This is a genomic window from Alistipes sp. CHKCI003 (assembly GCF_900021155.1).
Lineage (GTDB): Bacteria > Bacteroidota > Bacteroidia > Bacteroidales > Rikenellaceae > Alistipes > Alistipes excrementavium.
On the sequence record NZ_FCNT01000007.1, the window covers coordinates 1 to 20,648 of the forward strand.

The following is a 20,648-nucleotide window of genomic DNA, read 5'->3' on the forward strand; positions in this document are numbered from 1 at the left end:
GAGGGCCTCGGAGGTGAATCTTTGTGATCTTTTTTCTACCTTTGTAAAACGGTTTTCGGAAGGCGCTGGATGCGTGGGGAATAACCGAATCATGCGAACCGTGAAAAGATGAACAGCAATGGATAGAGCGGCCGATTTGAAACAACGGTATCATATGGTGCGGCAGTATTCCGAGGGCAGACGATTTTCGGAGGCAGGGCATTGACAAAATTCGGCAAATCATTGCGCTATACGTCGTTCGCTTTTTCATCCGCCACAGCTGCCAATACGGGAATCAGTATGATTTCCGAGTTCGACAATGCTATGGATATCGTCCGCGGCAACTACTACTATGACGAAAGCAAAAGCGTCGCGGGTCAGCTTTTACAAGGGTTCAGCCGCTCGACGCGGGAACGGTTCCAGCAATTTATCGGATATAATTTTTCGCAAGGCCGAAACATCGGTGGCGATGTCAATCAAGTTACCTATTATCGCGGGGCCGTATTGGCCAACCTGCAATTTGGTGAGCCCAAAATTGCAAAACATAGCGGCATGACGATGGGAAATTTGATTAACGGCTGGAATATCAATTCGACCGATGACCTCATGTTTATGCACGAAAACGGCCATGTCTTGCAAAGTCAGCGATATGGATTCTATTACGGACTGTGGCAGGCCCCGGCAAGCCTTGTCAATCAAATAGCATAAAAAGACAGCCATAAACGTTCTTCTATCGAAAAAGAGGCTAATAAACTCGCCAAAGAATATTTCGGCGATCAATTTCCAATAAGTGATAAATATCCCATATATTAAAAAACCGATATGAAAAGAATATTTTTAGTTATAATAACTTTTTTGTTTATTCAATGTGAAGCGATGTTTGATGGTGAATGGGGACAACCTATTCGGAATCTTAGTAAGAATGATGTCATTTTTGGGATAGATGTAAATGTTGTGGATGGTAATATTTATGCGCGAGAATCCTATTATGATCCAAATAATAATTTTTTAGAATATTCTGAACGCATTTATCCTAATAGATACAATGTATATTCTTTTTCTTCCAATAGAAAAACTCATATAAACATTGGTGATACAGTATCCGTATATGCTATTGATCCGATTGATCTGGAAATGTATTCGTGGGACGAAATTCGAGAAAAGAAAAAGTTCTGGTTTGCTCGAATCATAGTGACAGGAATGACTGGCTGTATTTATTTCCCTTTCGATTTGAACTGATCTGTGGCAGGCACCGGCAAGCCTTGTCAATCAAATAGCATATAAAGACAGCCATAAACGTTTTTCTGTTGAAAAAGAGGCTAAGAAACTCGCCAAAGAATATTTCGGCGATCAATTTCCAATAACCGACGATTATCCCATATATTAAAAATCGAAAAGAAATGAAAAAAGTATTTATAATTGCAACAGCCTTTTTATTCGTTCAATGTATATTCGAGGGGTACTGGACGCTCCCAGTAATAAATACGAGCGACCGAGAAATAATATTCGGAATAGATGTGAATGTGGTTAACGGTAAAATTTATCCGCGGGCATCTTATGACGAGCCATCGGATGAGTTCTTTGATTTTACATGCCGACTTTACCCTCAGTGGGAGTATTACTATCCGTTTGTATCAAAAACGTCAAGAAGACAATTCGTAAGAGATCAGGTGTTTATAACTATTGGAGATACGGTATCCGTATATGCTATTGATCCGATTGATCTGGAAATGTACTCGTGGGACGAGATCCGAGAAAAGAAAAAGTTCTGGTTTGCCAGAGTAGTGTTAGATGCCAATAGTGATTATATTTATTTCCCTTTCGAATTGAACCGATGAATGAAGCGCACCTGCAAGCCTTCGAGTATGAAAGCCCCCAGTCAGAATAATTCTAACAGGGGGCTTTCATCAAGATCTCTTCAGTCCTCCGCTTTCGTGTCGGGTGCGAATATTCCTCAGCTGCTATTCGAGTTCAAGAACTTGATTTTCACCGCACGGGAAAAATGCTTCAGGACTCACGACAGGACAAGCTCCTATTACCCCTGTTTTCAGAGAAATCCATTATCCGAAATATTAAAATTTAACATTATGTTATTCGGTCAGTTAAGCAAGATTGTCGAACCGAAAGTAATCTCGGTTTTCGAAGAAGTTGGCTTCGAATTAGATAAAAAAATAACCCACAAATGGCTTCGGCACTATAATGACAATATAGATTTAGTTATTGGGTTGAACACCAGTGGCAGAGGATGTCATTTTTATGGCGTAAATCCGATTCTCGATGTCTATATGTATGACTATCGCAGAATTTTCCATGAGATAACCGGTAAGCCGCAGGAAGAATGTCCTATTCCTTTTGTTGGGCAAGCGATGGGCTATACTACACCTCGTCGAACATTTTATGAGTGGAAGTTTACGGAGAATAATATCGAGGAAATGTTATCGGAATTACGGTATGATCTGAAAGAGTATGGTATTCCGTTTATGTATAGAATGTTGGATTTGAGAAATTATGTGGAGAGAACCAAGCGTGTCAGAGATCTTCCTGCCCGTTATTTTGTCCCTATTATGTATGCACAGTTAGGAGAAAAAGATAAAGCGAATGCTTCTCTCGAAAAATATTACGAAGAATACGGAAACAGACCTGAATGGTTTACCATCTTCGATTACGATAAATTTTGCCGATTGGTGAAGCAATATTATGACCTCTGATAGCAATGTACATCTTTGAAGCTTCATGTCTGTTATAGCAATCGCCCCGTCAGAACGCTGCTGACGGGGCGATTGAGTAAGATTGATCTAAAACTATGAACAAGGAATAGTCGATCTTATTTTATTTTCATCGCAAAGCTCTTCGCGGGTTTGAACGCCGGCACCTTGTGCGCCGGGACTATTTTTAGGAGCGCTTCTGTCGCAGACGCGGACGTGACGTCGCGGCATGATGCCGGAGAAACATCCTTTACGAACCGCTTGGAAAGCCGATGGGAAAGGATGCATAAATTCGCAAAAAATTCATGATTATTCGGACGAACTCACTACTTTTGTGCCGAAAACGGGATAGGCGGACAGATTCGATCCGTGCTTTTCCATAGGAGCGTGTGCCGAATGAACGTGCGGCATGGAAACCGAGGAAAGAGCGGACCGGGGGATATGAACGAGGCCGGCGGAACTGTGGCGCAACCGGCGATGCCGCGAACCGGTGCGCCCCGTCGGGAAAAGCCCGTAATGGGACCGTCGGCCCGGTAATTTATTTTTCGGTTATGGATTTTATTACGATTATTGATTACATCGGTACCTTCGCTTTTGCCATCAGCGGCATCCGTCTTGCGTCGGCCAAACGCTTCGATTGGTTCGGGGCCTATGTCGTGGGTTTCGTTACGGCGGTCGGCGGCGGTACGATGCGGGATCTGATGCTCGGCTGCACGCCTTTCTGGATGTCGAATGTGGCTTATCTGATCGTTTCGGGCCTTGCGCTGCTCTTTGTGGTCGGGCTGCGCAAATACGTGGTGAAGCTGAACAATACGTTTTTCATATTCGATGCGATCGGTCTCGGACTGTTTACGGTGGTCGGGGTCGAAAAAAGTATCGCGGCGGGTTATCCGATGTGGGTCGGCATCATCATGGGAACCATGACCGGTGCGGCGGGCGGAATGTTCCGTGATATATTCATCAATGAAGTGCCTCTTATTTTCCGTAAGGATATATATGCCATAGCTTGCGTCTGCGGCGGTTTTATCTACTATCTATGCCATTATCTGGGCGTTGCGCCTGCTCTCACGCAATTTGTAGCAGCTTGTTCCGTAATCGTGATCCGTATCCTTGCGGTGCGCTACGGCATTTGCCTGCCGGCGTTGCACGCAGAGGACGACTCGAAAAGGTAGCGGGTCAGATGACTGCGAATATGTTCCTGCACCATCCGGCAGCGGGAAGCATGCCGGCGGCGGGAAGTGCATATCGGTTGCCGAGCCGTCGGACGATATCCGAACAAATGATATCCGGTCGGTCAGATGGCTGCGAGTATATTCCTGCACCATCCGGCAGCGAGAAGCACGACGACGGCGGGAAGCGCATATCGGTTGCCGAGCTGTCGGACGGCATTCGAAAAGGTGTTTCGTCCGAGCATCCAATCAACCGACAGCCAGATACAAGCCGCGACAAAGGCGGCGATCAGGAGGCACGACAGCGGATTGATCGAAAGGGCTTCGCCGAATTTGCCGCGGAGCAGGGCATCGAGCGCCCGCATTCCTCCGCATCCCGGACAGGGAAACCCTGTAACGGTCTTAAAGGGACAAGGAATACGAATGTCCAGCCCGTAGGTCAGCCCCAAGAGGAGCAGTCCGCCGGAAAGCAATCCGGCTAAACGGAGACCGTTCGATTCGGAGTTGCGCATCTCTACCGGAGCATTGCGGCCGTACTCTGAAAACGTCGGTAGTTGTATTGTTTGGCTCTGCCGGTCGCGGTGAAAATGTCGATGAGCCACCAGATGCCGAAGCCGTAGCAGGTCAGAATCTTCAGAATGCCCAGCGCGATGTCGTTCAGAAAGAGGCGTTCCCACCCCAGCAGGATGGCGATTACGAGAATCAGCGTCGGGTCGGTGTAATTGACCGACGCGAGCGCGACGATCTGGTCGTCGCTCATCCTTTCGAGTTGTTCTTTGATCGATACGAGCGCTGCGGGTTCGAATTTATCCGCGTTGCATGCGAGAAACATGTTGATCCGATCTCTTTCCATGATTGTACGTTGGGCCGTTTCCGGACGGTCGTCGTACAAAGATACGAATAAATCGAGTGCAAAAACAAATTTATTCGCTTTTGCCGAACGGAAGTATCTAAAACGCAGTCAAAGATATGAATATGTCGAGTGCAAAAGCAAATTTCGGAAGTATCCGAGGCGAAGTCCGTGATGCGAAAGTCGGGCGCAAAAACGGATTTTTATTCGGTTTCGCCGAGAGGGTGTAGCTCCATAGATGCGGAAAACCGTTGAATTTCTTTCGTCCATTTCTCGCCTCGGCATAACTCGAACGAGTTCGACTCTGCGCTCGGCTTAATGAAATGGTTGAATTTCTTTCGTCCGTTTCCCCGCCTCGGCATAGCCCGAACGAGTTCAGCTCTGCTCTCGGCATAATGAAATGGTCCGTTTCGTGGATCGGGCGGCTCAATTCCCGGATTCGACGAAAATAGGGATTGCGGCATATTCTATAAATGGCAGGGCGTTCGCGCGGGGCGGGCCGCACGGCCGTTTGGAAAGGTGCGGGACCGTGTGTCCCGGCCGCTTCGGCATAGTTCGCCGAGAGCAGGAGAGGAGCCGTTTTTGCTTCCGCCAGCTGCGGAAGCCCGTTTTCGGGAGTTATGTCCGCTTCGGGCTCATTTGCGGCGAACGGGGTGCGAGGAGGAGCTGCGACGTGCCGGAGAATACGGACAGTCGTTCGGATGGTGTCGTTCGCGGCATTAAAAAGAAGCGGTTCTGTTCGTGCGGGCACCGAATGCAGGCGGTACCTGTTCCTGCAGGGTGGAACCGACGGGGCGGTAATGCTGCTCCGTGCAAAACGATCCGGGCCCGGCTTCTGCGGCGATAATGGCGTCATAAAGGCTTGGAGTGATCGAGGGACAGATAACCGGGAGGGCCGGGCACTCCGAAGTCCCGGGTAAACGCAAGTGCTCCCGTATCGGTTCCGTCCGGGTAGAGCGTCCGCGTCCGGGGAGTGGGAGTTCATGTAGGGACGGATGCTGGAGGGCCGGGCACTCCGAAGTCCCGGGTAAATGCAGGTGCTCCCGTATCGGTTCCGTCCGGGTAGAGCGTCCGCGTCCGGGGAGTGGGAGGGGAGGGGCTTGGAGCGACCGCGGCAAAGGTTCCGGGACCGGGCCGAGCGGTCCTGTGCAAATGCCGTGCGGAACAGACGGTATGGAGGTCCGGGATAACAGCGGCACGGGACCGCGAACGGGCCGGAACGTGGCCCCCGTCCTCCTGCATTCCGTCTTTGGAAAAAAGAGCCGGTCATCATGACATGACCGGCCCGTAAATCCTGCGATTTTCCGCGGTTAGCATTTCATGTACCCTTTGATGTAATGGTGGTGCGATCCGAAACGCTCGAAAGCGGCTTTGTCCAGCTCCTCCTGTGCCGAGGGGTCGGCGACGGAGATAATCAGACGGGCACGCTCCTGAAGCGTCTTGCCGTAGAGATCTACGGCGCCGTGCTCCGTTACGAACCAGTGGATGTGGTTGCGGGTCGTAACCACGCCGGCGCCCGGGGTCAGCACGGGAGCGATCTTCGAGATGCCTTTGTTCGTAACCGAAGGCATGGCGATGATGGCCTTGCCGCCCTTCGAAAGCGATGCGCCGTAGACGAAGTCGATCTGACCGCCGACGCCCGAATAGAATTTCGTGCCGAGCGAGTCGGCGCACACCTGTCCGGTGAGGTCGATCTGCAAGGCCGAGTTGATGGCCGTTACGCGGTCGTTCTTGGCGATGATGTAGGGGTCGTTCGTGTAGCCTACGTCCATCATCAGCACTCCCGGGTTGTCGTCGATGAAGTCGTAGACGCGCTGCGAACCCATCAGGAAGGTGGAGACCATCTTTCCCTTGTCGATGTTTTTGGCTTCGCCGTTGATGACGCCCTTTTCGACGAGCGGCAGTACGCCGTCGGCGAACATTTCGGTGTGGATGCCGAGGTTCTTGTGGCCGCCGAGCTGGGCCAGCACGGCGTTGGGGATGGCGCCGATGCCCATCTGGAGCGTCGCACCGTCCTCGATCAGCGCTGCGCAGTTGCGCCCGATGGCGGTCTCGATCTCGTTCGGCTCGGTGAAGTGGGCCTCCTCCAGCGGGGTGTCGTCCTGCACGAAGAGGTCGATCTTCGAGGCATGGATCATGGCGTCGCCGAACGAACGGGGCACGTGCTTGTTCACCACGGCGATCACATGCTCGGCGGTCTCCACGGCGGCGAGCGTCGCATCGACCGACGTGCCGAGCGAGACGTAGCCGTGTTTGTCGGGCGTCGACACTTGGATCATCGCCACGTTGCACGGCACGGCTCCGCTGCGGTAGAGACGCTGCGTTTCGCTCAGGAAGATGGGAATGTAGTCCGCATAGCCGCTCTGCGTAACTTTGCGGACATTGCCGCCCACGAAGAACGAGTCGAGCTGGAAGATCCCTTCGAATTCGGGTGCGGCATAGGGAGCCGGACCCTCGGTGTGGAGGTGATGGATGTGCACATCCCGGAATTCCTTGTTGGCGCCGCGCTCGCACATGGCCTTGATGAGGCATTGGGGAGCCGAGGCAACCGAGCTGAGGTGGATGTGGTCTCCGGACTTGATGACCTTCACAGCCTCCTCGGCGGTCGTAAACTTGATTTGGTAATTCATTTACTTGTAATGTATTTTGGTTAGGCAATTATGATCTTCTGCCGGAGATTCCGAGCCTGTTCCGGCCTCGGATCGCCGTTGTTCGTCGTCATGGTTCGCCGCATGTGCGGTTTCACCTCTCCTTCGCGGAGCGCGTCCCGGGTCCGGCCCTTAGGCGCCGGCCTCTTGCCGGGATCTCCGCCGTGGGGCGTGTCTCGCCGCGCACTCCGGCAGGCTGGCCCCTTCGCGGGTCTTTCGGCCGGAGCGTGTGTCCCGGGTCCGGCCCTTCGGCGCCGGCCTCTTGCCGGGTCTCCGCCGTGGGGCGTGTCTCGCCGCGCACTCCGGCAGGCGGGACCCTTCGGCAGTTCTTTCGGCCGGAGCGTGTGTCCCGGGTTCGGTTCTTCGGCGTCGGCCTTTCGCCGGGTCTCCGCCGGGGGCGTGTCTCGCCGCGCACTCCGGCAGGCGGGACCCTTCGGCGGTTCTTTCGGCCGGAGCCTGTGTCCCGGGTCCGGCCCTTAGGCGCCGGCCTTTTGCCGGGTCTCCGCCGGGGGGCGTGTCTCGCCGCGTACTCCGGCAGGCGGGACCCTTCGCGGGTCTTTCCGCCGGAACGACCTCTCGAAGCAAGGCCGTCCGCATAAGGCGGACGGCCTGCGGAACGTTGCGTGTCGCGTTATTTGCGTTTCACTTCCACCTGCTCGTAGCCTTCGACGATATCGCCTATGCGGATGTCGTTGAACGACTCGATGTTCAGACCGCAGTCCTGACCGGCGCTCACCTCCTTCACGTCGTCCTTGAAACGCTTGAGCGAACCGAGCTTGCCCGTGTAGATCACGATGCCGTCGCGGATGACGCGGATCGGAGTCGTGCGTTGCAGCTTGCCCTCGCGGACGACGCAGCCCGCCACGGTGCCGACCTTCGTGATCTTGAAGATCTCCAGCACCTCCACTGAGCAGACGATTTCCTCCTTCGTTACGGGTTCGAGCATGCCTTCGATGGCGTCCTTGATGTCGTTGATTGCGTCGTAGATGATCGAGTAGAGGCGGATCTCGATCTCCTCCTTCTCGGCCACGCGGCGTGCCGCGGCCGACGGACGCACTTGGAAGCCCACGATGATGGCGTTCGATGCGGCGGCCAGCAGGACGTCCGACTCCGAAATCTGCCCCACGGCGGCGTGGATCACGTTCACCTGCACGCTCTCCTTCGAGAGCTTGATGAGCGAACCGGACATGGCCTCCACCGAGCCGTCCACGTCGCCCTTGACGATGATGTTCAGCTCCTTGAACGAACCGATGGCGATGCGGCGGCCGATCTCGTCGAGCGTTACGTGCTTCTGGGTCATGATGCCCTGCATGCGTTGCAGCTGGCTCCGCTTGTTGGCGATCTCGCGGGCCGAACGGTCGTCCTCCATGACGTTGAACGTGTCGCCCGCCTGCGGCGCTCCGTTCAGACCGAGCACCTGCACCGGTGTCGAGGGGCCGGCTTCCGTTACCTTCTTGCCGTTTTCGTTGAACATGGCCTTCACGCGGCCCGTGTGCACGCCCGAGAGGATGACGTCTCCCACGCGGAGCGTGCCGCTTTGCACAAGAATCGTCGAGACGTAGCCGCGGCCCTTGTCGAGCGTCGACTCGATCACCGTGCCAACCGCCCGTTTGTTCGGGTTGGCCTTCAGGTCGAGCATTTCGGCTTCGAGCAGCACCTTTTCGAGCAGTTTGTCGAGGTTCAACCCCTGTTTGGCCGAGATCTCCTGATCCTGATATTTGCCGCCCCACGATTCGACGAGGTAGTTCATCTGCGAGAGCTGCTCCTTGATGTGGTCGGGGTTGGCCTGCGGCTTGTCGATCTTGTTGATGGCGAAGACCATCGGCACGCCGGCGGCCTGCGCGTGGTTGATCGCCTCGATCGTCTGCGGCATCACGCTGTCGTCGGCCGCCACGATGATGATCGCCACGTCCGTGATCTTGGCGCCGCGGGCGCGCATGGCGGTGAAGGCTTCGTGGCCCGGGGTGTCGAGGAAGGTGATCTTCTGGCCGTTGAGCTCCACGCTGTAAGCGCCGATGTGCTGCGTGATGCCGCCGGCTTCGCCTTCGATGACGTTCGTCTTGCGGATGTTGTCCAGCAGCGAGGTTTTGCCGTGGTCGACGTGGCCCATGACCGTAACGATCGGCGGCCGCGGCACGAGGTCCTCGGGGGCGTCCGCCTCGTCGTCGTCGTTGATGGCCTCCTGAATGTCCACCGACACGAACTCGGTCTTGAACCCGAACTCTTCGGCCACGACCACGAGCGCCTCGGCGTCGAGCCGCTGGTTGATCGAAACCATGAGGCCGAGGTTCATGCAGGCCGTGATGACCTCCGTTACGGGCACGTTCATCATCGTCGCCAGTTCGCTCACGGTAACGAACTCCGTTACCTTGAGGATCGAACGTTCCTGTTCTTCGCGTTCGAACTCTTCGTTCATGCGTTCGGCCACGGCTTCGCGCTTGTCCTTGCGGTATTTCGCGCTCTTGCTCTTGGCGCCTTTCGACGTCAGACGGGCGAGCGTATCCTTCACCTGCTTCGAAACCTCCTCGTCGCTCACTTCGGGGCGGACCACCGGTTTGGGTTTGTTGTTCTTGTTCTTGCTGCGGCGACCCTCGCCCGGTTTGGGCTGATTGGGGTGCTGTCCGCCCCGTCCGCCTGCGGCATTCGCCCCCTGCGCGGGTTTGCCGCCGCCCTGTCCTTTCTGTTGTTGCTGGGCTTTGTTGACGTCTACCTTTTTCTCTTGCAGACGCTTGCGCTTGTGCCTGCCGCCCGGGACGAAGCCCGAGACGTCCATCGTTCCCAACACCTGCGGACCCGTGAGCACCGTGGTGTTCGGACGGAAGATGTTGTCCTTGGGCGCTTCTGCCGTCGGTGCGGGCGCCTCGGTCTCTGCGGGGGCGGCCTGAGCGGTCCGGGCGGCGGCCTCTGCTTCGGCGGCGGCCGGAGCCTCCGTCCTCGGCGCTGCGGGCGCCGTCTCTGCGGCCGCTGCCGGCTGTGCCTCTCCGGCGGCCGGAACGGCGGGCGCCTCGGTCCTGCTCGCGGCCGGCGCTGCGGATGCCGCCTGCGGGGCCGGAGCCGCGGGTCTGGGAGCCAGTACGGGGACCTTGGTTTTCGGATCGAGGTCGATCTTGCCGAGGATCTTGGGGTGGGGGATTTCGTCCTGCACGCTGATGATGCGGCTCTTGATGACGATCTCCTGCTCCTCTTCGCGGGCCTGCCGTCTCGCCTCGTCGAGCGTTACGGTCGCCTGCTTCTGTGCGATCCGCTCGCGGATGGATTCGCGTTCGCTGCCTGCGCCGCGGTTCGAGCCGAACTCTTTTTCGAGCACGGCGTATACGTCCGGTTCGACCGGCGTATTGGGCGAACCGTCGCTTTTGATGCCCTTCTTCTGCAAAAAGTCCGTGATAGTGTTCAGTCCCACGTTGAACTCCTTTGCGACCTGAATGAGCCTTAGTTTCTTTCCGTTTGTCATATATGTCTCCTCTCCTTGTTTTTTAGTGGGTTACTCCTCGAATTCGGCTTTCAGGATCTCGTAGACCTTCTGGGCCTGTTCGATTTCGAGGTCGGCACGGTTGGCGATCTCCTCGACCGTGAGTTCGAGCACGCTCTTGGCCGTGTCGCAGCCGGCGGCTTTCAGGGCGTCGATGATCCAGCCGTCGATCTCGTCGGCGAACTCCGTGAGGGCCACGTCTTCCTCCTCGACCTCGCGGTAGACGTCGATGTCGTAACCGGTGAGCATCTTCGAGAGACGGATGTTCAGACCGCCCTTGCCGATGGCGAGCGACACCTGATCGGGTTTGAGGTAGACCGAGGCGGTCATCTTCTCTTCGTCTATGGTGATGCTCGAAATCTTGGCGGGGTTCAGCGCTCGCTGGATCATCAGCTGCGGATTGGTCGTGTAGTTCACCACGTCGATGTTTTCGTTGCGCAGCTCCTTGACGATCGAGTAGATGCGCGAGCCCTTCATGCCCACGCATGCGCCCACGGGGTCGATGCGTTCGTCGTAGGACTCCACGGCCACCTTGGCCCGTTCGCCCGGGATGCGGACGATCTTCTTGATGGTGATCAGTCCGTCGAAGATCTCGGGCACCTCCTGTTCGAAGAGGCGTTCGAGGAATTGGTTGGCCGTGCGCGAGAGGATGATGCGTGGATTGTTGTTGTTCATCTCCACGCTCTTGACGATGGCCTTGATCGTATCGCCTTTGCGGTAGAAGTCGTTGGGAATCTGCTCCGCCTTGGGGAGTATCAGCTCGTTCTCCTCGTCGTCGAGGATCAGCACCTCCTTCTTCCACACCTGATAGACCTCGCCGGTGATGATCTCGCCGACCTTCTCCGAGTATTTCTCGTAGAGGCTGGCTTTTTCGAGGTCGAGGATGCGCGATGCGAGGTTCTGGCGCAACGACAGCACGGCCCGGCGGCCGAACGATTCGAGCCGCACCTGATCGGTGTACTCGTCGCCGATCTCGTAGGTGGGGTCGATGGCCTTCACCTCCGACACGGCGATCTGCATCTGCGGATTCTCGACCGCACCGTCTTCCACCACGACGCGGTTGCGCCAGATTTCGAGGTCGCCCTTCTCGGGGTTGATGATCACGTCGAAGTTGTCGTCCGTCTCGTACTGTTTCTGGAGCGTGTGGCGGAAGACGTCCTCCAATACGCCGATCATCGTGCTCTTGTCGATGTTTTTCAGCTCTTTGAACTCTGCAAACGTGCTGATAAGATTCAAGTTATCCATGGTCCGTATCTTTTGTTTTATATTATTTTCCTTGATCGTGCGGCAGCTGTGTGCCTATTCCCTCCGGCTGCTGCTCCCGGCTGGCTTTCCGTTGCGTCCGTTTTCCGGCTGCGGTCCTCAGCTTGCGGTTTTATCGCCGTGCCGGGTTTCCCGTTCCGTCCGTCCGGCAGTCAGTCGTTCGTTCGGGCTTTCCGTTGTGCGTCCGTTTTCCGGCAGCGGCCCTCGGCTTGCGGTTTTATCGCCGCGCCGGGTTTCCCGTTCCGTCCGGACAGTCGTTCGTTCGGGCTCTCCGTTGTGCATCCGTTTCCCGGCAGCGGCCCTCGGCTTGCGGTTTTCCGCCGTGCCGGATTTCCCGTTCCGTCCGTCCGGCAGTCAGTCGTTCGTTCGGGCTCTCCGTTGTGCATCCGTTTCCCGGCAGCGGCCCTCGGCTTGCGGTTTTCCGCCGTGCCGGGTTTCCCGTTCCGTCCGGACAGTCGTTCGTTCGGGCTTTCCGTTGTGCGTCCGTTTTCCGGCTGCGTCCCTCGGCTTGCGGTTTTTCCGCCGTGCCGGGTTTCCCGTTCCGTGGGGCTCCCGGACGTATCGGACTCTCTGCCGCCCACTTTCTTTGCCGCTTCTCTCTCTGTTGCCCCTCTCTGCCTTCTTCTCTCTCTGCCGCTTCTCTCTCTCTGCTGCCCCTCTCTGTCTTCTCCTCTCTTTGCAGCCCCACTCTCTGCTCCCTTCCCGGCTTTATCGTTGCGGCCGGCGCTTGGCCGGCATTATTTGAAATCGAGGTACTCTTTCGTGTACTTGATCTCCGAGAAGGGGTAAGCGCGCGTAACGGTTACGAGCTGTTTGCGTTTTTTGCCCTCCACGCTCTGCTTCTCCTCGTAGGAGAGGGTTACGCCCTCGTCGCTCACGCCGTCGAGCCGGGCTACGATTTTCACTCCGCTGAGGAGCAGCACTTCGACGGTCGAACCGACCAGCTTGCGGTATTGGCGCAGGCACCTGAGTTCGGAGCCGATGCCGGCCGAGGCCACCGTGAGCGAGAAATCCTCCTCGTCGCGGTCGAATTCCGCTTCGATGGCGCGGCTCAGCTCGACGCAGGCGTCGATCGAGACCGACGTGTCGCTGTCCACGAGCAGTTCCACTTCGTTCGCGGGAGTGCTGGTGCAACCCACCACGAAGAGGTCCGTGCCCTCCGTGATCCGCTGCGCCGCTGCGATTATCTTTTCGGTATCCATCATAGTATCAGTAAATAGTATCTTCCTCAGACCGGCCGGCTTCGCAGGGGGGGCTCATCGGCGCCCTCGGCTGCAACTACGAAATAAGGGGACATCCCGTCCCCTTACCTCATTGCGCGTCCGTCTTCCGACAATGCAAATATAACGCTTTTTTCTCAGATACCAATATAATAGGTCGGAAAAATTATTTTTCGGCCGAATAGGGCTTGATGATCCCGCGCTGCGACGAACGGATGAACTCCACGAGCCGGTCGCGCTCCTCGCTCGCGGGTATCGTTCGCTCGACCTCGTCGCAGCCGTTCTGGTAGTTCAGGCCGCTCTGGAAGAGGATGCGGCAGGCGTCGTGGATCTCGCCGATGCGCTCGGGCGTGAATCCGCGGCGCGAAAGTCCGATCTTGTTGATGCCCGCGAAACGCATCGTGTCGTTGCGCACGATCACATACGGCGGCACGTCCTGCCCCAGCAGCGCTCCACCCTGAATCATGGCATGGTCGCCGATGCGGGTCCACTGATGGACGGCGGCGTGTCCGCCGATCACCACCCAGTCGCCCACCTGCACCTCGCCGGCCAGCGACACGCGGTTGGCGAAGACGCAATGGCTGCCCACCACGTCGTCGTGGGCGATGTGTACGTAGGCCATCAGCAGATTGCGGCTTCCCACGACGGTCTTGCCCTTCGAGGCGGTGCCGCGGCTGATGGTTACGTATTCGCGGATGTCGTTGTAGTCGCCGATTTCGGCCGTGGTCGCTTCGCCCGCGAACTTGAGGTCCTGTGGCGTGCAGGAGACGGAGGCTGCGGTGTGGATCCGGCATCCCTTGCCGATGCGTGCGCCGTCGTGGATCACGGCTCCGGGGCCGATCCAGCAGTCGTCGCCGATCTGCACGTCGCCGGCGATGCAGGCGAAGGGTTCGACCGTTACGTTCCGGCCCAGCCGGGCATCGGGGTGGATGTATGCTAAAGGACTGATCATTGGGCTGTCTCTATTTTTTGTTCTTGACGATCTGGGCCATCATCAGCGCTTCGCAGGCGAGCGTCTCGCCGACGAAGGCTTTGCCTTCGCACACGGCCACGCCGCGTCGGATGGGTTCGAGCAGATGGATTTCGAATTGGAGCGTGTCGCCCGGGACGACCTTGCGCTTGAATTTCACGCCGTCGATCTTCATGAAATAGGTCGAGTAGTTCTCCGGGTCGGGCACCGTGCCCAGCACGAGGATGCCGCTGCACTGCGCCATCGCCTCGATGATCAGCACGCCCGGCATGACGGGCTCGTCCGGGAAGTGGCCCACGAAGAAGGGCTCGTTCATCGTAACGTTCTTGATGCCGGCCACCGACTGCTGATCGAGGTGGAAGATGCGGTCGACCAACAGGAACGGCGGGCGGTGGGGCAGCATGCGGCGGATGGCGTTGATGTCGTAGAGCGGCGCCTTGCGGCCGTCGTACTGGAAGCGGGGCTTCTCGCCTTCGCGGCGGATGGTCTGCTTGAGCTGCTTCATGAACTCCGTGTTGGCATAGTGGCCCGGGCGCGTAGCCCACACGCGGCCCTTGATGCGCATGCCCAGCAGCGGGAAGTCGCCCAGCAGGTCGAGCAGTTTGTGGCGGGCCAGCTCGTTGTTGAAGCGGAGCTGGAGGTTGTTGAGGTATCCGCCCGTGATCTCGATGTCCTGTTTGCCGAAGATCTGTTTGAGGTGGGCCAGCTGCTCGTCGGGCACGGGGTTCTCGACCACGACGATGGCGTTGTCCAGATCGCCGCCCTTGATGAGGTTCATCTTCATCAGCGGCTCCAGTTCGTGCAGGAAGACGAACGTGCGGCAGGGGGCGATCTTCGAGGCGTAGTCGTCGCCCGGGTTGAAGGTGGCATACTGATTGCCGATCACCTTCGAGTTGTAGTCCACGTGCAGCGAGACGGAGAATTCGTCGTCGGGGTAGAGGATGATCGCCACGCCCTTTTCGGGGATGGTGTAGACCATCTTTTCGGTTACGTGGTAGTAGCGGCGCTCGGCTTCGAGCTCCGCGAGTCCGGCTTCGAGCACGGCGCGGGCGTATTCCTTGGACGAACCGTCCATGATGGGGGTCTCGGGGCCGTTTATGTCGATGCGGGCGTTGTCCACGCCCAGCGTCCAGAGCGCCGACATGATGTGTTCTATGGTGCTCACGCGGTGTCCGTCCTTTTCGATGGTCGTGCCGCGCGAAGTGTCGACCACATAATCGCACAGAGCGGGGATTTCGGGGCAGCCTTCGATATCGGTACGCCGGAACACGATGCCGGTGTCGGCCTCGGCCGGATGGACGGTCATGCTCACCCGAACACCCGTGTGCAGGCCCTTGCCCGAAAAGGAGAGGGAGGACCTGAGCGTTTGTTGTTTTGTAGGCATAAGCGAGGGAATCTTGTTATATTTGCGCGCAAAGATAGGAAATTTTCGGTTAAAAATAGTACTTTTGCCCAAAATTGTGAAACGCACGGATGGCATCCACCGAACCCCATAGACCGCCGCGTCGGCCGCGCCTTCATCTGCCCTTCGAACAGCGGCGGAGCGACGTCGGCGAGTGGGCTTACGACCATCGCGTCGGGCTTTGCGCGACGCTGATCGCCTATTTGGTCCTTGCCATCGCCTTCGTGGCGGGCAGGATCGTGATTGACACGCGGCCCCGCTCCGAGACGATCTACATCGACATGCAGACCCTCGCGGAGCTCGAAGCCGAACGCGACCGGCTGGAGCGCGAGGCGCAGCGCCGCCATGCGGACGACATCGACTGGCGGCGGATCCGGAACCTCGTCTCGAACGACAACGCCGCCGAGGGCGCCGACGGCAGCCGCGCTGCGGCGGAGCCGGCGGGCGAGGCGGCGCGCGAGCTGGAGGCCGAAATGCGCGCCAACCGCGACGCCTACGAGAAGGGGCTGGCCGAGGAGCAGGCGATCCTGCGCGGCAGCCGCTCCGGGCCGGGGGCGCAGACCGAGCCGGCCGACCAGCGGGTCGCGGGACCCGTTACGGTGCGGCTCGACGTGAAAGATCCCGTGCGCAAGGGCCGCGTTCTGGAGATTCCGGCCTACATGTGCGAAGGGGGCGGCGAAGTGGTGGTGGAGATCGTCGTGAACCGTGCGGGCGACATAACGTCGGCGCGGGTGCGTTCGGGCGGCGACGCGCCGATGCGCGAGGCCGCCTTGCGGGCGGCGCGGTCGTCGCGCGTGAACATCGACCCCGAGGCGCCGGCCCGGCAGACGGGCACCATAACGTATGTTTTCATTCCGCAATAGACGGTTTTTTCGGAAATTTTCCGTAAATTTGTCCTGATTCGAACCGGAACCTTGAAAAAGTTCGCTTACATACTGTTTCTCGTGCTTTGCGGAGCATTGGACGGTACGGCCGCCGCAGCGGTTCGCGATGCCGTGCCCCGCAGTGGCGCGGAATGTGCGGTTACCTCCTCTTCGGAGGAACAGTGGCGCTGCGAGGAGGCTTGCAACTCCGACCTCGTGCCGCCCCGTGCGGCGGCGGAGGTCGAACCCGTGCGGATGCTCTCCGTCTGGCGGACGCCCTGTCCCGAGCGGTTGGGCGTCAAGTGCGGCGTCGTTTGCGGACGTGCTGGCACCAAGGTCGGCTGCTTTCCCGAATTTATCTTCGATCTGCGCGTCGGGGCCTCTGCGACGGATTATTACATCCGTCGGCGGCACCGGCTGATTATTTAGCGGCACCCGTTTTCCGCATGTGCGGAAAACGATTGCAAAACGATTTGACCGTTCCGGCGATCCGGGTTCCGAGCCGCACTTCGGTTCGGCCTCTGCCGGAGGGGGCGAAAGAACGAATTTCGACCGTTCCGTCGATCCTGCCGGGGGCGGACGCAGGTGCGCTCTCTGCCGGAGCGGGGAACGGCACGAACCGTTTCCGCCGTCTCGTCGAACCGGATGCAGCACCGGACGAGGTCCGGACGCGGCCGGGGCGAGAGGCGGAAGAGTGAATTCAACGCAGAAATAATCGAGCAGACTATGAATAAAAATGAAATTTGCGAGGCCCTTTGCGCCTTGCCCGGCGGAGCCGTCGTGCGCCGCCGCAAACCGTTTTCCATGCCTCTCGTGATGCTGTTCGCCGGCGCGGCTCTGATCGTGGCGAACCGCATCTGGGGGACTGAATTGAACAACGACCTCCGTTCGGCGCTGGTCTTCGTGGGCGGCGTGCTGGCGATCGTCGGACTGATGACGACGCTCGCCCGCCTCTTCGGGGGCGGGGTGCCCTACCACACGGAGGCGGAAGCCTACCTGCGCTACGAAGAGCTCTACTTCGACCGCAAGTGGTTGCGCGAGGTGGCGTCGTACGTCGAAAGCGGCGACGTGAAACGCCTGCGTGCGCTCGAACGTTCGCGCGTGCCGGCCGTGGCCGTTGCGCTGTATGCCACGCCCGACGGTCGGTTCTCGGCGATGCAGGCATTCGAGTATGCGGACCTCGAATACCGTCCCCTGTCGGGGCTGAAGGTCGTGAACCGATAAGGCCGTCCGGCCGCGCGTCCGGATGCCGACGCCCGGCCGATCCGGATGCGTCCCGACGCCCGGCCGGACACCCTGCCGCGGAGGCTGTGCGCGAATCGGAACCTCCGCGGCGGCGGTTCGGCAATTCGCTCGGGGCGGGAGAACGTATTTCGCCGGGAGCAAGTCCTTCTGCCGGGCGCATGTCCTTCTGCCGGGAGCACTACGGGCCGGACACCCTGCCTCGGGCCGGACTTGCCGGGAGCATGCCGGGGCGGAAGATAGCGGGCGGTGCCGCATGCGGCGGATGTCGCCGGCGGCGGAGAGGCATATCCGGCCGCCGAGTTCCAAAATTGCAAAACCGATAAACAGATGATCGATATAAGTAGTGAAAATTTCGTGTTGGTCGGCGCTCTGCTGCTGGGTGTCGCCGTGATGGCCGGCAAGGTGGCCTATCGTTTCGGTGCGCCCGCGCTGTTGCTTTTTCTCGGCGTCGGCATGGTCGTCGGAGCCAACTTCATTTCGTTCCATTCGGTCGAGATGACGCAGTTCATCGGCATGATCGCCCTTTGCATCATCCTTTTCTCGGGCGGTATGGATACGAAATTTTCTGAGATCCGGCCCGTGATCGGCCCGGGAGTCGTGCTGGCCACGGTCGGCGTGGCGATCACGGCGCTCGTCGTGGCCGGCTTCGTCTATCTCGTGGCCCCGTGGCTCGGACTGAAGATGCCGTTCCTGCTCGCGCTCCTTCTGGCGGCCACGATGTCTTCGACGGACTCGGCCTCGGTCTTCTCGATCCTGCGCAGCAAGCGTCAAGGGTTGAAGGAGAACCTCAGGCCCCTGCTGGAGCTGGAGTCGGGGTCGAACGACCCGATGGCCTACATCCTCACGATCCTCCTGATCGGCGTGCTCGCGCCCACCGATGCGGACAGCATGGGCATCGGCATGAGCGCGCTGATGTTCGTCGTGCAGATGGTGCTGGGCGCGGGGCTCGGATTCCTGATCGGCAAGGCCGCCGTGTGGACCATCAACCGGATCAACCTCTCGAATCACTCGCTCTACTCGGTGCTGCTGCTGGCGTTCATTTTCTTTTCGTTCGCATTCACGGACCTCGTGAAAGGCAACGGTTATCTGGCCGTCTATATGTCGGGTCTGGTCGTCGGCAACCACAAGCTGATGCAGAAGCGGGTGCTGACCAGCTTTTTCGACAGCTTCACGTGGCTCGTGCAGATCGTGATGTTCCTCACGCTCGGTCTGCTGGTGAATGTCGACGAGCTGTTCCGGCCCGAGGTGCTCGGATTGGGATGCCTCATCGGCGCCTTCATGATTCTCGTGGCGCGCCCCGTTACGGTCTTCCTCTGCATGGCCCCCTTCCGGAAGTTCTCGCTGAAGGCGCGGCTCTATGTCTCGTGGGTCGGACTGCGAGGGGCCGTGCCGATCATTTTCGCCACCTATCCGGTGCTGGCCGACATCGTGGAGGCCGACCTGCTGTTCAACGTGGTGTTCCTCGTTACGCTCATCTCGCTCGCGGTGCAGGGCACGACCGTCAGCTCGATGGCCAACCTCTTGGGGCTGGCCTACGAGGAGAAGGAGTCGGCCTTCGACGTCAACATGCACGACGACATCAAATCGGTGCTCACCGAGGTCGAGGTCAACGAGGCGATGCTGCGCGGCGGCGAGACGCTCAAGGAGATCGCGCTGCCGGACAATACGCTGGTGATGATGGTCTGCCGCGACGGGGACTATTTCGTGCCTCAGGGCAAAACGCGGCTCGAACTGGGCGACAAACTGTTGGTGATCTCCGACCGCAACGAAGAGCTGCAGTCCACCTATAAGGATATGGGCATCGACGACGTGATGAAGCTGGGGTAGCCCTCCTCGCCCCACCTCCGCTTCACCTCCGCTTCACCTCCGCTTCACCTCCGCTTCACCTCCGCCTCACGAACCGGGAGCGGCGTTCGCGGATGTTTCCGGCCGGCAAATCGCCGGCCGGAAACTTGCGTTTTGTGGAGTTGCCTCCCTTTTTTGGGTATTCCTTTTTGCTTTGCGCATTTCCTTTTGTGCATTCCCTTTTTGCGCATTCCCTTTTGCCTGAACGCATTTTGTTTGGACGCTCGCAGCATGTTCGACCGATTCGTTCCGGATCTGTTTTGTCGGTTCTGCGGGCGGTGCCGGGGAGCTTTTTTGGGGGGGCTGTGTCCGGCTCTGGGAACAGGTTCTTCGGGCGGTTTTTCGGGGCCGGCTCTGGGCTGTCTTGTGAAGCGGCTCTGGTGGACGGTTTTAGGATCGGTTCCGGCGGATGTTTTTCTAAGGTGGGTGGTTCTGTGTCCGGCTCTGGTAAACGGTTCTGCGGGCGGTGCCGGGGAGGACGGATGCGAATAGGCTTCGGTCCGGTCTCGAAAGGTTGCCGGAATACTCCGCACAAGTTCTGCGACTGGGCCCGGCCTGTCCGGCGCCCGGATAACGGCGGTTCCGGCGAAATCCGTCCTTTCGGCGGCGGGCCGATCGGATTCCCGGTAAGTGTCGGGCACCCGAGAACGGCCGTCGAGAGCTCCGCTGCTGACCGTGCCGGCGGGGGGACGTTTTCGGATCGACGGCCGTTGGTGCGACCGATTTCGGGGCGGTTCCGGAGGCATATGCGGGGATCGGGTCTCGAAATACCCGGATTTTCGGCTGATTTCGTCGGAAGGGAAGAGGAAAGAAGAGAAGGCCGCTGGGCGCCTTGTCTCGTGCCATCGGTCGGTTGGCCTGCAAAAGCGTATGCGGAAGCCGGCGTCGCGCAACACCTGCGAGGCGCAGCGGTTTGCGGCGGGAGAGGAAATACCCCGTGCGGCGGGAGCGAACCTGTTTTGGGAGGGAGGGGAGGGATTCGTTTCGCGTCTGAATCCGAGGTAGGAACACCGCGAGTCT

The 20,648-nt window shown here is 58.5% G+C and carries 17 protein-coding genes; 9 read left to right on the forward strand and 8 right to left on the reverse strand.

Translation table 11 applies throughout. The features are described from left to right. The first annotated feature begins 279 nt into the window (after nucleotides 1–279). The 5 genes from BN3659_RS00955 (at nucleotide 280) to BN3659_RS00970 (ending at nucleotide 3,856) form a co-directional block, all read left to right on the forward strand. Nucleotides 280–687, forward strand: coding sequence for a hypothetical protein (locus tag BN3659_RS00955; RefSeq protein WP_091533835.1), 408 nt, complete (start codon nucleotides 280–282; stop codon nucleotides 685–687). A gap of 114 nt (nucleotides 688–801) precedes the next feature. Continuing rightward, entirely contained in the window at nucleotides 802–1,218 is a 417-nt protein-coding gene (locus tag BN3659_RS12715; RefSeq protein ID WP_141682443.1) for a hypothetical protein, read from the forward strand. Nucleotides 1,219–1,379: 161 nt separating this feature from the next. Then, nucleotides 1,380–1,817, forward strand: a complete 438-nt coding sequence (locus BN3659_RS00960) for a hypothetical protein (protein WP_091533837.1) — start codon at nucleotides 1,380–1,382, stop codon at nucleotides 1,815–1,817. A 249-nt stretch (nucleotides 1,818–2,066) separates the two neighbouring features. Then, complete coding sequence (locus tag BN3659_RS00965; protein ID WP_091533839.1) at nucleotides 2,067–2,687, forward strand: hypothetical protein; 621 nt, start codon at nucleotides 2,067–2,069, stop codon at nucleotides 2,685–2,687. A 548-nt stretch (nucleotides 2,688–3,235) separates the two neighbouring features. Further along, nucleotides 3,236–3,856, forward strand: coding sequence for a trimeric intracellular cation channel family protein (locus BN3659_RS00970; RefSeq protein WP_091533840.1), 621 nt, complete (start codon nucleotides 3,236–3,238; stop codon nucleotides 3,854–3,856). A 122-nt stretch (nucleotides 3,857–3,978) separates the two neighbouring features. Here BN3659_RS00970 and BN3659_RS00975 read toward each other — a convergent pair whose 3' ends face one another. The 8 genes from BN3659_RS00975 to BN3659_RS01015 all read right to left on the reverse strand — a co-directional run bounded on the left by BN3659_RS00975 (nucleotide 3,979) and on the right by BN3659_RS01015 (nucleotide 15,657). Next, nucleotides 3,979–4,365: a DUF2752 domain-containing protein gene (locus BN3659_RS00975; protein WP_091533842.1), complete on the reverse strand. Its 387-nt coding sequence runs from the start codon at nucleotides 4,363–4,365 to the stop codon at nucleotides 3,979–3,981. Between the two features lie 2 nt (nucleotides 4,366–4,367). After that, a complete protein-coding gene (locus BN3659_RS00980) occupies nucleotides 4,368–4,706 on the reverse strand; it encodes a TM2 domain-containing protein (protein ID WP_191442096.1) in 339 nt (112 codons plus the stop codon). Between the two features lie 1,307 nt (nucleotides 4,707–6,013). Beyond that, nucleotides 6,014–7,333: an acetyl-CoA hydrolase/transferase family protein gene (locus BN3659_RS00985; RefSeq protein WP_091533843.1), complete on the reverse strand. Its 1,320-nt coding sequence runs from the start codon at nucleotides 7,331–7,333 to the stop codon at nucleotides 6,014–6,016. A 649-nt stretch (nucleotides 7,334–7,982) separates the two neighbouring features. Further along, a complete protein-coding gene (infB, locus tag BN3659_RS00990) occupies nucleotides 7,983–10,802 on the reverse strand; it encodes a translation initiation factor IF-2 (RefSeq protein ID WP_091533845.1) in 2,820 nt (939 codons plus the stop codon). A 30-nt stretch (nucleotides 10,803–10,832) separates the two neighbouring features. Beyond that, nucleotides 10,833–12,065, reverse strand: coding sequence for a transcription termination factor NusA (nusA, locus tag BN3659_RS00995; RefSeq protein ID WP_091533846.1), 1,233 nt, complete (start codon nucleotides 12,063–12,065; stop codon nucleotides 10,833–10,835). 755 nt (nucleotides 12,066–12,820) lie between these two features. After that, nucleotides 12,821–13,288 (reverse strand): ribosome assembly cofactor RimP, encoded by a 468-nt coding sequence (rimP, locus tag BN3659_RS01005; protein WP_091533850.1) that lies wholly within the window; start codon nucleotides 13,286–13,288, stop codon nucleotides 12,821–12,823. Nucleotides 13,289–13,469: 181 nt separating this feature from the next. Continuing rightward, entirely contained in the window at nucleotides 13,470–14,255 is a 786-nt protein-coding gene (lpxA, locus tag BN3659_RS01010) for an acyl-ACP--UDP-N-acetylglucosamine O-acyltransferase (RefSeq protein WP_091533851.1), read from the reverse strand. Between the two features lie 10 nt (nucleotides 14,256–14,265). Further along, nucleotides 14,266–15,657 carry a bifunctional UDP-3-O-[3-hydroxymyristoyl] N-acetylglucosamine deacetylase/3-hydroxyacyl-ACP dehydratase gene (locus BN3659_RS01015; RefSeq protein ID WP_091533853.1) on the reverse strand — a complete coding sequence of 464 codons (1,392 nt, stop codon included), beginning with the start codon at nucleotides 15,655–15,657 and terminating at the stop codon, nucleotides 14,266–14,268. An 89-nt stretch (nucleotides 15,658–15,746) separates the two neighbouring features. Between BN3659_RS01015 and BN3659_RS01020 the strand changes: the two genes are divergently transcribed. From BN3659_RS01020 to BN3659_RS01040, 4 genes are all read left to right on the forward strand, one after another. Beyond that, entirely contained in the window at nucleotides 15,747–16,538 is a 792-nt protein-coding gene (locus BN3659_RS01020; protein WP_091533854.1) for a TonB family protein, read from the forward strand. Between the two features lie 51 nt (nucleotides 16,539–16,589). Beyond that, nucleotides 16,590–16,967, forward strand: a complete 378-nt coding sequence (locus BN3659_RS01025; RefSeq protein WP_091533856.1) for a hypothetical protein — start codon at nucleotides 16,590–16,592, stop codon at nucleotides 16,965–16,967. Between the two features lie 297 nt (nucleotides 16,968–17,264). After that, a complete protein-coding gene (locus BN3659_RS01035) occupies nucleotides 17,265–17,762 on the forward strand; it encodes a hypothetical protein (protein WP_091533860.1) in 498 nt (165 codons plus the stop codon). A 348-nt stretch (nucleotides 17,763–18,110) separates the two neighbouring features. After that, nucleotides 18,111–19,610 (forward strand): potassium/proton antiporter, encoded by a 1,500-nt coding sequence (locus BN3659_RS01040; protein WP_091533861.1) that lies wholly within the window; start codon nucleotides 18,111–18,113, stop codon nucleotides 19,608–19,610. The last annotated feature ends 1,038 nt before the right edge of the window (nucleotides 19,611–20,648 follow it).